11 protein-coding genes are annotated in these 12931 nt (G+C 75.3%); 6 read left to right on the top strand and 5 right to left on the bottom strand.

Annotated elements, in window-relative coordinates; all coding sequences use genetic code 11:
• Window positions 1-116 precede the first annotated feature (116 nt).
• Genes LRS74_RS05135 through LRS74_RS05125 form a run of 3 tightly spaced genes read right to left on the bottom strand, consistent with a single transcriptional unit; the run spans window position 117 to window position 3228 of the window.
• Complete coding sequence (locus tag LRS74_RS05135) at window positions 117-605, bottom strand: copper chaperone PCu(A)C (RefSeq protein ID WP_277739861.1); 489 nt, start codon at window positions 603-605, stop codon at window positions 117-119.
• Complete coding sequence (locus tag LRS74_RS05130; protein ID WP_277739860.1) at window positions 602-3001, bottom strand: heavy metal translocating P-type ATPase; 2400 nt, start codon at window positions 2999-3001, stop codon at window positions 602-604. Before LRS74_RS05130 ends, LRS74_RS05135 begins: the two co-directional genes overlap by 4 nt.
• Window positions 2998-3228 carry a hypothetical protein gene (locus tag LRS74_RS05125; RefSeq protein ID WP_277739859.1) on the bottom strand — a complete coding sequence of 77 codons (231 nt, stop codon included), beginning with the start codon at window positions 3226-3228 and terminating at the stop codon, window positions 2998-3000. Before LRS74_RS05125 ends, LRS74_RS05130 begins: the two co-directional genes overlap by 4 nt.
• 435 nt (window positions 3229-3663) lie before the next feature.
• Between LRS74_RS05125 and LRS74_RS05120 the strand changes: the two genes are divergently transcribed.
• A complete protein-coding gene (locus tag LRS74_RS05120) occupies window positions 3664-4593 on the top strand; it encodes an isocyanide synthase family protein (protein WP_277739858.1) in 930 nt (309 codons plus the stop codon).
• Between the two features lie 279 nt (window positions 4594-4872).
• A complete protein-coding gene (locus LRS74_RS05115; RefSeq protein WP_277739857.1) occupies window positions 4873-5628 on the top strand; it encodes a PIG-L deacetylase family protein in 756 nt (251 codons plus the stop codon).
• On the opposite strand, the gene LRS74_RS05110 is transcribed toward LRS74_RS05115, so the two are convergent.
• On the bottom strand, window positions 5618-6748 hold the full coding sequence (locus tag LRS74_RS05110) for a PP2C family protein-serine/threonine phosphatase (protein ID WP_277739856.1): 1131 nt from the start codon (window positions 6746-6748) through the stop codon (window positions 5618-5620). The two genes, LRS74_RS05115 and LRS74_RS05110, sit on opposite strands and share 11 nt — an antisense overlap.
• Before the next feature lie 411 nt (window positions 6749-7159).
• Here LRS74_RS05110 and LRS74_RS05105 point away from each other — a divergent pair, with 411 nt between their 5' ends.
• Together LRS74_RS05105 and LRS74_RS05100 are read left to right on the top strand one after the other, a co-directional pair.
• A complete protein-coding gene (locus tag LRS74_RS05105) occupies window positions 7160-8344 on the top strand; it encodes an acyl-CoA dehydrogenase family protein (protein WP_277739855.1) in 1185 nt (394 codons plus the stop codon).
• Between the two features lie 245 nt (window positions 8345-8589).
• Complete coding sequence (locus LRS74_RS05100; protein WP_277739854.1) at window positions 8590-9666, top strand: endonuclease/exonuclease/phosphatase family protein; 1077 nt, start codon at window positions 8590-8592, stop codon at window positions 9664-9666.
• A gap of 39 nt (window positions 9667-9705) precedes the next feature.
• On the opposite strand, the gene LRS74_RS05095 is transcribed toward LRS74_RS05100, so the two are convergent.
• The gene (locus LRS74_RS05095; protein WP_277739853.1) at window positions 9706-10092 is read right to left on the bottom strand and encodes a hypothetical protein; all 387 of its coding nucleotides are present in this window, start codon (window positions 10090-10092) and stop codon (window positions 9706-9708) included.
• A 275-nt stretch (window positions 10093-10367) separates the two neighbouring features.
• Here LRS74_RS05095 and LRS74_RS05090 point away from each other — a divergent pair, with 275 nt between their 5' ends.
• Together LRS74_RS05090 and LRS74_RS05085 are read left to right on the top strand one after the other, a co-directional pair.
• Window positions 10368-10808 (top strand): Lrp/AsnC family transcriptional regulator, encoded by a 441-nt coding sequence (locus LRS74_RS05090; protein WP_144382520.1) that lies wholly within the window; start codon window positions 10368-10370, stop codon window positions 10806-10808.
• Window positions 10809-10830: 22 nt separating this feature from the next.
• Window positions 10831-12474, top strand: a complete 1644-nt coding sequence (locus LRS74_RS05085) for an amidohydrolase family protein (protein ID WP_277739852.1) — start codon at window positions 10831-10833, stop codon at window positions 12472-12474.
• The last annotated feature ends 457 nt before the right edge of the window (window positions 12475-12931 follow it).

The raw sequence follows: 12931 nt of genomic DNA, 5'->3' as shown, positions 1-12931 counted from the left end.
GCGCCCACCGGCCCGTCCCCGTATCCGCCCACCCCCGGCCGGCCGTGCGGCCGATCGCGGCGCGCACGGTCCACCGCGCGCCCGCGGTCGGCCCGCCACCGGCCCGTGGGCCGGGGTCAGAGCCGACCCGCGGGGACGACCAACGCCTCCACGCGGATCGGGTCGCTGTCCCGGAAGTGCAGGGTGAACGGCATCCGGTCGCCGGCGCGCAGCGGCGGCGGGTCGTCCACCATGACATCGACGCTGGAGGTCGACATGCGCAGTGTGTCGTCGGCCGGCACGGTCGTCGACTCCACCATCCGCATGGTGCCCACGCCGTTGCGGTCGATGTTGCGGCTGAGCATGATCCGGCCGTCGGTGGCGGGCGAGGTGATGCGCACCAGCTCGTCGTCGGCTCCGCCCTCGTTGCGGATGTCGAAGAAGGCCGCCGTGATGTCCGGGTTGGACGGGAGCAGCATCCGGGCCCGGGTCACCGACAGCTCGGCGGGGGTGCCCGCGGCGCCCGCGGCGGTCCAGGCGGTGAGCCCGCCCAGCGCCACGGCGAAGGCGGCCACCGGGGCCAGCGCGGTGCGCACGGAGGAGAGGTCGAACTTCACTGCGGTCATCGCTCCCAGACGGCTTCGGTGCTCACGCGCGGGCGGCGCGGGCGGCCGCCCGCCGGACGGGCGGCGGGGGACGGCTGCCAGTTGCGCAGCCGGAGGCTGTTGCAGACCACGATGACCGAGCTGGCGGACATCGCGGCGGAGGCGACCATCGGATTGAGCCAGCCGACGGCGGCCAGCGGGACGGTCAGCACGTTGTAGGTGAAGGCCCAGACGAGGTTGGCCCGGATGGTGCCCAGCGTGCGGCGTGCCAGCCGCACCGCGTCCGCCACCGCGGCCATGTCCTCGCGGACGAGCGTCACATCGGCGGCTCCGATCGCCGCGTCGGTGCCGCTGCCCATGGCGATGCCGAGGTCGGCGCCGGCGAGCGCGGCCGCGTCGTTGACGCCGTCGCCGATGAACGCGACCCGGTGCCCGCGCTCGCGCAGGCCGCTGACCAGCTCGGCCTTGCCCTCCGGCGTGATGCGGGCGTGCACCTCCTCGATGCCCAGCTTCTCGGCGACCGCGCGGGCCGCGGGTTCGCTGTCCCCGGTGGCGAGCACCGGGCGCAGCCCGAGTCGCTTGAGGTGGTCGACCGCGCGGTAGCTCCCGGAGCGCAGCGTGTCGCCCAGGGCGATCACCGCCTCCGGCACGCCGTCGACCCGCAGCAGCACCGCCGTCTGCCCGGCCTCCTCGGCCGCGCGGACCGCCGCGGCGAGTTCGGCGGGGAGCGCGGCGGCCTCGGCCGCCTCCGGCGCACCCGCCGCGGCGGTGGACTTCTCCTCCGTAGCGGCCGGCGAGGAGGGCGCCGCGTCCGGGCGGAGGACCTCGATCCGGCGCCCGTCGACACGACCGCTGACGCCGAGGCCGGCGGTGGCCGCGAAGTCGGTGACGGCGGGGAGCGCGGTGTCGGGGGCGCCGCGCCGGGCGTGGGCGACCACGGCCCTGCCGACCGGGTGCTCCGAACCCTGCTCGACCGCGCCGGCCAGCCGCAGCGCCTCCTCGGCGCCGAGCCCGTCGGCGCGGGCGGTCAGCTCGACCACGTCCATGACGCCGACCGTCAGCGTGCCGGTCTTGTCCAACACCACGGTGTCCACGCGGCGCAGGCCCTCCAGCGCCTGCGGGCCGCTGACCAGGATGCCGAGCTGGGCGCCGCGGCCGGTGGCGGCCAGCAGCGCGGTGGGGGTGGCCAGACCGAGGGCGCAGGGGCAGGCGACGACCAGCACGGCCACCGCCGCGGTGATCGCAGCCTGCGGGTCGACACCGGCGCCCAGCCAGAAGCCGAGCACCGTGACGGCGATGGCCAGCACGGCCGGCACGAAGACCTCGGCGACCGCGTCCGCGAGCCGCTGCACCCGCGCCTTGCCCGCCTGGGCGTCGGAGACCAACTGGGCGATACGGGCCAGCTGGGTGTCGGCGCCGACCGCCTCGGCCCGCACCTCCAGCAGTCCGCCGGAGTTGACCGCGCCACCGACCACCGCGGAGCCCGGACCCACCTCGACCGGCGCGCTCTCGCCGGTGACCAGCGAGAGATCCAGCGCAGAGCTGCCCTCGGTGACCACGCCGTCGGTGGCCACCCGCTCGCCGGGCCGCACCACGAACAGGTCGCCGACCCGCAGCCGCTCGATCGGCACCCGCTGCTCGGCGCCGCGCGCGTCGCGCACCAGCACGTCCTTCACGGCCAGCGAGGCCAGGGCGCGCAGCGCGGAGCCGGTGCCGCGCCGGGCGCGCGCCTCCAGCCGGCGCCCGGTGAGCACGAACAGGGTGACGGCGACGGCGGCTTCCAAATAGACGTGCGCGGTCTCGCCGGAGGCGGTCGGCAGCAGGGTGAACGGCATGCTCATCCCCGGCTCGCCGGCCCCGCCGAAGAACAGCGCGTACGTGGACCAGGCGAAGGAGGCGATCACGCCCAGCGAGACCAGGGTGTCCATGGTCGCGCCGCCGTGCTTGACGCCGCGCAGCGCCCGCTCATGGAACGGCCAGGCGCTCCAGACCGCGACCGGCGCGGCGAGCACGAAGCACAGCCACTGCCAGTTGCGGAACTGCAGCGCCGGGACCATGGACAGGACCAGCACCGGGACCGACAGCAGGGTGGTGATCAGCAGCCGGAACCGGTCCGCGGTCCTCTCGGTCTCCTCGGCGTCCGGGCCCCCGGTCGCGTCGGAGTCGTCCCGCGACCGCGGCTGGGGTGGGAGTTCGGCGGTGTAGCCGGCGCCCTCCACCACCGCCACCAGCTCCTCGACGGTGACCTCGGCGGGGTGGCTGACCCGGGCCCGCCCGGTGGCGAGGTTGACGGTGGCGCTCACGCCCTCGACCCGGCCCAGCTTCTTCTCCACCCGCGCCACGCACGCCGCGCAGGTCATTCCACCGACGACCAGCTCGGTGGTGAGCGTGTCGGCGGAGGCGGCCGGGGCGCTCATCGGGTCGTGCCCGGCGCGTAGACGCCCGTCTCGGGCCGGCTCATGCCGTGCATGTCGCCCATGCCGCCGCCCGACCCTCCGGAGTCGCCACCGCCGCCGCCACGGTGCATGCCGGGGGCTACCGGGCCGGCGGCCGCGCCCGCGGCGTACGCGACGCCGAACATCGCGGCGAGCAGGAGGAGGAAGCCGGACAGGACGAGGGCAGGGCTGTGCTGACGTGAAGTCATCGCCGCTCCAGAGCGCAGACAGCGAACAAGGGGAAGGCGCCATCGTGACACGCTGGCGGACCCTTCCGACCGACATCCGGTAGCCCCGTGACACGTGAGGTTTCTCCTGTTCACGCCGGGGAACCAACGGCCCCTCGCGGCCGACTTCCTGGAGATAGCGGACCCTGACGGCGGCAAACCCACGTCGGGGGCGCCGTGTTCGCCGACCGGCCGGTCCGCGCCCGGGGCGGCGTACGCGCGGCCGGGCGCGTGATCCGCGCGGAACCCGAACGCCCCGCCGTACGACTTCCTGGGTGACCCACGACCAGAGGAGATGTCCGGCGTGTCCCTGCCTGCTCCGTCCGCCCCCTCCGGCCGCGTTTGCAGACGCGCACCCTCCCCGCGCCTCGGCGGCCGGCCCCTCGTCACCCCTTCCGGTGTCGCACCCATACGCCGATGATCGATTCCCGCGCGTCGCGCGCCACCGCCAGCATCAGCGCCCGGGTCCTGGCCGTGCTGCTGCCCTACCGTCGCGCCGCGGACCCCGCCGAGGCGCCCGACCACCCCGAACAGCTCTTCCAGATCGAGCAGTTCGTCCGCGCGGGGGAGCCGATCGTCTTCACCCTGCCCGGCTTCCCCTGCAAGTCGACCAATCCCGCCAAGGTGCTCGGGCCGCTCCCCGACGAGAGCGAAAGGCTCTCGCTCCGCTTCCTGGACCGGCTGTGCGCGCGGGTCGCCGAGGTGTACCCGCCCGGCGCCCGACTGGTCATCTGTGCCGAAGGCCATGTCTTCGGCGACCTCATCGGCGTTTCCGACGCGCACATCGACGCCTATGTGGAGGAGCTCCGCGCCATCGTGCGGCGCGAGCGGCTCACCCGTCTGACCACCTTCGACCTGCGGGAGGTCTACGGCGATCTGCCCTACGCCGGCAAGCGGGCCCTGGTGGACGCCGTGTACGCGCCCAGCACGGAGAGCCTGTGGGCCCAGGCCCGTGCCGACGCGGACACGCTGCGGCTGTACCGGGGCATCGCCCGCTCGTTGGCCGAGGACGCCCGGGCCGTCGCCTTCCCCGGCCCCCGCTCCGCGCTGCGACGCGCCCATCGGGACCGCGCCTACGGCGTCCTGCGCCGCAGCCGCGCCTGGTGCGACCTGATCGCGGACCACCATCCGCGCTCGGTGCGGCTCTCCGTCCATCCGCAGCGCTCCGGCGCGGCGAAGTTCGGCATCCGGCTGCTGGACGCGGACGACGTCTGGGCCACGCCCTGGCACTCGGCGGCGCTGCGGAGCGCAGACGGCGGCTGGCGGCTGATGCGCCGGGTGGACGCGGAACGGCTGGGACGCCTGGTGCTGCGCCACGGCCGCCCGAGCCACTTCGAGGCCCGGTAGGTCCGGGCGGCGGACAGTCGTGCCGGCGGGGCGTGACGGCGGACAGTCGTGCCGCGCGCGGGGCCGGCGGGGCGTGACGGCGGGAGTCGTGCCGTCGGGGCGTGACGGGCGGCACGACCCGGCGCCCCGCCGCGCGGGCGGCGGCTCGTGGGCGAGGCGGCCCTCCCATCGGCCTCGTTCCGCTGACGGGGCATCAAGACGATCACCGGGTGGACCCTGCGGCCGGTCGCGGCGCCGAGCCGCCTACGCTGCCCGTAACCGTCCCGAGGAGAAGCCCCGATGACCACCCATCAGCTGGACCAGCTCGCCCCCATGCCCACCGACTGGCAGCGCGCCCTGGCGATCGTCGCCCACCCCGACGACCTGGAGTACGGCGCCTCCGCGGCGATCGCCACCTGGATCGACCAGGGGCGTGAGGTGGTCTACCTGCTGGCCACGCGCGGCGAGGCCGGGATCGACGGCATGGCCCCGGCGGTGGCCGGCCCGCTGCGCGAGGCCGAGCAGCGGGCGAGCGCCGCGGCGGTGGGGGTCTCGGTGGTGGAGTTCCTGGACCACCGGGACGGCGTGATCGAGTACGGCACGGCGCTGCGCGCCGAGTTCGCCGCGGCGATCCGGCGCCACCGCCCCGAGCTGGTGATCACCCTCAACCACCGCGACACCTGGGGCAGCGGACCGGGGCAGGCGTGGAACACCCCGGACCACCGCGCGGTCGGCCGGGCGGTGTTGGACGCGGCCGGCGACGCCGGCAACCGCTGGATCTTCCCCGAGCTGCTGACCGAGCGGAGCCTGGAGCCCTGGAACGGCGTGCGCCATGTGGCCGTCGCCGGCTCCCCGCACCCCACGCACGCGGTGGACGCGACCGACGGGGTCGAGCGCGCCGTCGACTCGCTGCTGGCCCACCGCAGCTATATCCAGGCGCTCACCGACGAGGACCCGGAGCGCTACTGCCGCACCTTCCTGGAGGGCGCCATGTCGGCCGCCGCCGCCCGCTTCGGTGGCCGCCCGGCCGTCGCGTTCGAGCTCTTCAACCGCTGACGGGGCGGCCGCCGTCCGGCGCGGCGTCCGCGGCCGCGCGTTCCATGATCAGCGCGGCCGCGTCGTCCTGGAGCCGGCCCCCCGTATGGGCGTCGAGGTCCTCCCGCAGCCGGGCCAGCAGCTCCGAGGTGGGCAGCTCGGCCCAGCCGCTGAGGCGGTCCGCGAGCGGATAGAACGCGCCGTCCGCGCCGCGCGCCTCGGTCACCCCGTCGGTGCAGGCGAAGACCCGTGCCTCGGCGGGGACGGCGACGCGCTGCACCGCGCGGGGCCGCTCCACCAGCTGGCCGAGGCCCAGCGGCAGCCCCGCCTCGTCCGGCGGCGCCAGCTCGGTGATCCTGCCGTCGCCGTGGATGAGCAGCGGCGCCACATGGCCGCAGTCGACGAAGACGATGGGCACGCTCGTCCCGTCGGGCACCCAGGTGTCCTCCTCGACCCCGAACACCAGGGCCGTCACGAACCGCTCGTCGGCCCCCTCCGACTCGTCCGCCGCCGACCGCGCGTAACGCCACAGGCCCGACTCCATGGCGTCCACCGCGCTCTCCAGGCTGGGTCGGTAGAAGGCGGCCTCGCGGAAGGCGGTGAGCACCGCGGCGCCCGCGCCGAGCGTGCGCAGCCCCTTGCCCTGGACGTCGCCGATCAGCACCCGGGTCCCGTACGGGGTCTCCAGCACCTCGTAGATGTCCCCGCCGACCAGCGCGTCCCGCTGCGAGGAGACGTAGAGCCCGTCCACGACCACGCCGCGGCTGCGCAACGGGAGCTGGCGCAGCAGAGCGCGCTGCGCCGCCTCCCCGGTGACGCGCAGCCGCGTCAGCAGCTTCTCCCGGTCGTAGAGCAGCCGTGCCAGGGTGATGGCCGCCCCCGCCAGCAGCAGGTTGCCGAAGACGGTGGCGATCGTGTTGAACGGCTGCGGGTCGTCGGGCTCCGCGCCGTGCAGCGTGGCCATGGCGAGGAAGTCGACCGCGGCGATGAGGACCGCCTGGCGGTAGGTGCACAGCGCGGCGGCCACGATCGGGGCGACGGCCGCGTACATGTCCATCCGGACATCGCGCGGCGCGACCTGGTCGACCACGACGATCAGCCCGATGTACACGAGCAGCGCGATGAAGACGCTGTTCGCCACGGCACGCGTGCGAACCCTCCACGGCACGGTTGCGGAACCTCCGCGTCCGGCATCCGGGACGCTCTCAGGCTCGCACGACCCCCGGCCCGCGGCGACCGCAGGCCGGGTGCGTCCGGGGCCGGGGAGCGGGCGCATGAGGCCGGATCGTCGGCATCGTCCGGCCCGGCCGGCGCCGGCCGTCGCCATGGCGTGAACCCACCGTGGTCAAGCCCCGACAGAGGTCAATAGTTGAAAGATCGACCGACCAGTGACGGACGGTCCTCGATCGGGCATACTCCAACCGCTACAGCCGCAGGTCATCGCCGCCGCAACCCGGTGGGCGAGGGCCGGCTGCGGCATTCAGACCGGCGGCGGTCGCCCAACCCCTGGCCCCGCGCCGCCGCAGCGCCCGACAGGGAGGAGAGCGCCGCCATGACCGAGCACGGCCCCCAGCCGGTGGAACGCCAGCTGCCCACCGAGGAAGCCCGTGACCTGATCGCGCTCGTGCGCGAGCTCGCCGCGCGGGAGATCCGGCCGCACGCCGCCGAGGAGGAGGCCGCCGGGCACTTCCCGCGCGAGCTGTTCACCCTGCTCTCCGAGTCCGGCCTGCTCGGACTGCCCTACCCGGAGGAGTTCGGCGGCGGAGACCAGCCGTACGAGGTCTACCTCCAGGTCCTCGAGGAGCTCGCCGCCGCCCGGCTCACCGTCGGCCTCGGCGTCAGCGTGCACACCCTCGCCTGCCACGCCCTCGCCACCTACGGCACCAAGGAGCAGCGCGCCGAGCACCTGCCGGCCATGCTCGGCGGCGGCCTGCTGGGTGCCTACTGCCTCTCCGAGCCGGCCTCCGGGTCCGACGCCGCCTCGCTGCGCACCCGCGCGGTGCGCGATGAGGGCGAAGGCGCCGGCTGGACCCTCAACGGCACCAAGGCGTGGATCACCCACGGAGGCATCGCCGACTTCTACACCGTCCTCGCCCGCACCGGCCAGGAGGGCCCGAAGGGCATCTCGGCCTTCCTGGTGCCCGGCGACGCCCCCGGCCTGTCCGCGGCCGCCCCCGAGCGGAAGATGGGCATGAACGGCTCGCCCACCGCACAGCTGCACTTCGACGACGTGCGCGTCGCCGACGACCGCCGGCTGGGCGAGGAGGGGCAGGGCTTCTCCATCGCGCTGGGCGCGCTCGACGCCGGCCGGCTCGGCATCGCCGCGTGTGCGATCGGCGTGGCCCAGGCCGCGCTGGACGAGGCGATCCGGTACACGGCCGAGCGCCGGCAGTTCAACCGGCCCATCTCCGACTTCCAGGGCCTGCGCTTCATGCTCGCCGACATGGCCACCCAGATCGAGGCCGGACGCGCCCTGTACCTGGCCGCCGCCCGCCGTCGCGACGCCGGGCTGGCCTTCTCGCAGCAGGCGGCCATGGCCAAGCTCTTCTGCACCGACGCCGTCATGCGCGTGACCACCGACGCGGTCCAACTGCTCGGCGGCTACGGCTACACCGCCGACTTCCCCGTCGAGCGCTTCATGCGCGAGGCCAAGGTCCTCCAGATCGTGGAGGGCACCAACCAGATCCAGCGCGTGGTCATAGCCCGCCACCTCGCGGGCCCCGAGTCCCGCCGCTGAACCCGGCCGGGCGCGCCGCCCCGGCGGCGCGCCCGAGCGGTCGAGCGGTCGCGGTGGAACGTGCTCCCGCCGTGCCCCGCGACCGAGACCCGCGGCATCGCTCCCCCCGGCCCGCGGCATCGGCCCCCCCGGCCCGCCGCACCGGCCCCCCCCCGGCGCGCGGCCCCCTACCGCCGCGCCCCCGCGTCTGAAAGCCTCCCCTGGCACTGGCCGCACCCGGAAACACCGGACTCCCAGGAGACGCCATGCCAGCGACGCCCGAGGACCGGGCCGAGAACGGCCCTGAAGCCCGCTCCGAGAGACGCCCCGAATCCCGCCCCGTATCCCGCTCCGAAGGCTGGGACGACACGCCTGCCCGCGTCCGCCCGGCACGGCGCGCCCCGAGTCGGCGCTCCACCCTCTCCGCGGTGGCGGCGGCCACCCTGGCGGCACCGCTGATCCCGCCCGCCCCGCGTGCCGCGGCGGTCACCACGTCCGCCGGCGCCACGTCCGCCGGCGCCACGGACCCGGCCGCGGACACCGTCGCCGCGGACGCCGGCGAGGTCCCCGCCCTGCGGACGATGACCTTCAACCTCCGCTACGCCAGCGACACGCCGCCGCACACCTGGGCCGAGCGGCGGCCGGTGACACGGGAGTTGCTGCGTCGCGAGCGGCCGCACCTGCTGGGCACGCAGGAGGGGCTCTACGGGCAGCTGCGCGACATCGCCGCGGACCTGGGCGCGCCGTACGCCTGGCTGGGCACCGGGCGACAGGGCGGCAGCCGGGACGAGTTCATGGCGGTCTTCTACGACACCCGGCGGCTGGAACCCCAGGAGTACGACCACTTCTGGCTCTCGGACACCCCGTACGTGATCGGATCCAACACCTGGGGCGGGGCGGTGGTCCGCATGGTCACCTGGATCCGCTTCCGCGACCTGCGCACCGGCCGCCGCTTCTACGCCCTCAACACCCATCTGGACCACCGCGGCCAGCAGGCCCGCGAGCGGTCCGCGGAGCTGATCACACGACGGCTCGCGGAGCTCGACCCCGCGCTGCCGCGCGTGGTCACCGGTGACTTCAACGTGCCGGCGCACGGCAACCCGGTCTACGCGGCCATGCTGAACGGCGGTGCCCTGGTGGACTCCTGGGACGCCGCCGAGCGGCGCGGCAGGCTGTACGGGACCTTCCACGGCTATCGGCCGCCGGTCCCGGACGGCGAGCGGATCGACTGGATCCTCACCTCGCCGGGGGTGCGCACCCGCTACGCCGCGATCAACACCTTCTCGCCGGGCGGCCGGTTCCCCAGCGACCACCTGCCGGTGCAGGCAGTCCTGGAGATCTGACGAGCCGTGGGAGTCGGACTCGGGCGTCGGCGCCGCCGGTCAGCGCTGGCGACGCCGCATGCCCGGCACCCGGATCGGGCGCGAGCCGGGGCCGCCGATGTGCGAGAAGGGCTGGGTCCGCCAGTCCAGGCTCTCCGGCAGGGTCAGCAGCAGCGCGGCGTCCTGCTCCTGGACGCCGAGGGCCTCGTCCGCGGGCGCGGCGTCCGCGGCCGCCCGCCCGGTGCCGGGGCACACGGTCAGGCCGAACGGGTTCCACGGGGAGGGGCACAGCGCGTGCTCCGGCAGCACGTCCTCGTCCGGCAGCAGCGCGATCGGTCGCGCGCAGTCCGGGCAGGTCACCCGGAACATCTCCAACGTCTCGTAGGTGTCCGCATCGTGGTCGTGCGTATCGTGGCCGCCTTCGTTGAGGCGTTCAAGATTGGGCATGTGTCGTTCCCCCTCAGATGGGCCGTGAGGCGCCGTGGCCTCGACCACAGCAAGCATTTCCCGCGCGGCGCCGTGGGTAATCGCGGCGCTCCGGGGGACACCGAGGAGGTGATGTGGCATTGGTCACATGCCCGGTGCAGATGCGCGGCGCGTCGGCCGCACACCCCCGCGCGTGCACCGCGCGTGCCCCACGCGTCCCCCGTGGCCTGCCCGGACCTCAGCGAGACGCACTCCCGTTGTGTCCCACCCGCTTCGACCCCCTAAGGTGATCCGCTGTGGAGGAGTTGGACAGACAGATCGTGGAACTGCTCGTCAAGGACGGGCGGATGAGCTACACCGACCTGGGCAAGGCCACCGGCCTGTCCACCTCGGCGGTGCACCAGCGGGTACGCCGGCTGGAACAGCGCGGCGTCATCCGCGGATACGCGGCCGTGGTCGACCCCGAGGCCGTCGGTCTGCCCCTCACCGCGTTCATCGGGGTGAAGCCCTTCGACCCGAGCGCGCCCGACGACATCGCCGACCGGCTCGCCGACGTCCCCGAGATCGAGGCGTGCCACAGCGTGGCGGGCGACGAGAACTACATCCTCAAGGTGCGCGTCGCCACCCCGCTGGAGCTGGAGCACCTGCTCACCCGGATCCGCTCGCTGTCCGGCGTCTCCACCCGTACCACGGTCGTGCTCTCCACCCCCTACGAGGCCCGCCCGCCGCGCGTGTGAGTCGCATACGAGACTGGACCCCATGACCGAGCGCACTGCCCCCGAAGACCGGCCCCGCACCGTCCTGCTGCGCGGCGGCGAGGTGCACAGCCCCGCCGACCCGTTCGCCACCGCCATGGTCGTCGAGGGCGGCACCATCGCCTGGGTCGGGTCCGAGGGCGCGGCCGACTCCTTCGCCGACGGCGTGGACGAGGTCGTCCGGCTGGACGGGGCGCTGGTCACCCCGGCCTTCACCGACGCGCATGTGCACGCCACCGCGACCGGCCTCGCCCTCACCGGGCTGGACCTGCTGGACGCCGACTCGCTGACCGACGCGCTGGCGCGGGTACGGGCGCACGCCGCGGCCCGCCCCGGCGACCGGGTGCTGCTGGGCCACGGCTGGGACGCCTCCCGCTGGCCGGAGCGGCGCCCGCCGTCCCGCGCGGAGCTCGACGCGGCCACCGACGGCCGACCGCTCTACCTGACCCGGGCGGACGTGCACTCCGCCGTCGTCACCAGCGCCCTGCTCGACCTGGTGCCGGGCGTCACCGAGCTGCCCGGCTACCACCCGGACGAGCCGCTGACCAGGGACGCCCACCACGCGGTGCGCGCCGCCGCCCACGCGAGCGTCGGCACCGCGCAGCGCGAGGAGGCGCAGCGCGCCACGCTCTCCCGCGCGGCCGCACTGGGCATCGGCACCCTGCACGAGTGCGCGGGGCCCACCATCTCCAGCGAGGACGACCTCACCGGCCTGCTGGCGCTCGCCGCGCGGACCCCCGGCCCCCGGGTGACCGGCTACTGGGCCGAGGCCGTCACCGGCCCGGCCGGCCTGGCCAAGGTGCGCGAGCTGGGCGCCGTGGGAGCCGCCGGCGACCTCTTCGTGGACGGCTCCCTGGGCTCGCACACCGCCTGCCTGCACGAGCCCTACGCCGACGCCCCGCACACCGGCACCGCCTACCTCGACGCCGACGCCGTGGCCGCGCACGTCGCCGCCTGCACCGAGGCCGGGCTCCAGGCCGGCTTCCACGCCATCGGCGACGCCGCCGTGAGCGCCGTCGTGGCGGGCGTGCGGACCGCCGCCGAGGCCGTCGGCCTGGACCGGATCCGCGCCGCCCGGCACCGGATCGAGCACGCCGAGATGCTCACCCCGGAGACCATCGCGGGCTTCGCGGAGCTCGGCCTCACCGCCTCCGTCCAGCCCGCCTTCGACGCCGCCTGGGGCGGCGAGGACGGGATGTACGCCGAGCGGCTCGGCGTGGACCGGGCCCGCACCCTCAACCCGTACGCCGCCCTGCTGCGTGCCGGGGTGCCGCTGGCGATGGGCTCGGACGCCCCGGTGACCCCGCTCGACCCCTGGGGCACCGTGCGCGCCGCCGCCTTCCACCGCACCCCCGAGCACCGGATCTCGGTCCGCGCGGCCTTCACCGCGCACACCCGCGGCGGCTGGCGCGCCGTGGGCCGCGACGACGCGGGGGTGCTGGTGCCCGGCGCCCCCGCCGACTACGCCGTGTGGGCCGCCGGCGAGCTGGTCGTCCAGGTCCCCGACAGCCGTGTCGCCGACTGGTCCACCGACCCGCGCTCCGGCACCCCGGGACTGCCGGACCTCACCCCCGGCGGCCCGCCGCTGCCGGAGTGCCTGCGCACCGTGGTCGCCGGGCGCACGGTGTACGCACGACCGAACGAGTGACGCCACCCCGCCCCGTACCGCCGAACGATCGGCCCTCGGCCGGTCTTCGGCCTCCGAGGCTGTCCGTACTGACCTGCTCATTTGGGGAAACGGCGCAGGTCGTGCGGCTGTTGACAGGGTGTGGTCGGCGGCCGGTAGGTTCGGCCGGGTCCACCACGGGACGTCCGACCGGAGAGTCTTCACGCAGTCGTCGAACGCCGCTGGGCCATGGGCGGCGTGCCGAGCCGGCACGCCGCCACAGGGAGCCAGGTCCAGCGCACGGGGGCGAGGAAGGGATCACCGGGTCGGCAGGTGCGACCCGGGAGGGGCCCGGACGTTCAGTAGACAACGGCTCTCGGTCGACCCGCAGCCAGCGGGTCCCAGGTCGGCCCGAAGGGCGCCGGGCCCCCATCCCGCCGATACCCTGAGCACGGATAGGTCCGCCGACCGCCGCGGTGCCGCCCCCCGCGGCGCGGCC

Source organism: Streptomyces sp. LX-29 (assembly GCF_029541745.1).
Taxonomy (GTDB): Bacteria; Actinomycetota; Actinomycetes; order Streptomycetales; family Streptomycetaceae; genus Streptomyces.
This window is presented reverse-complemented; position numbering and strand designations above follow the sequence as displayed.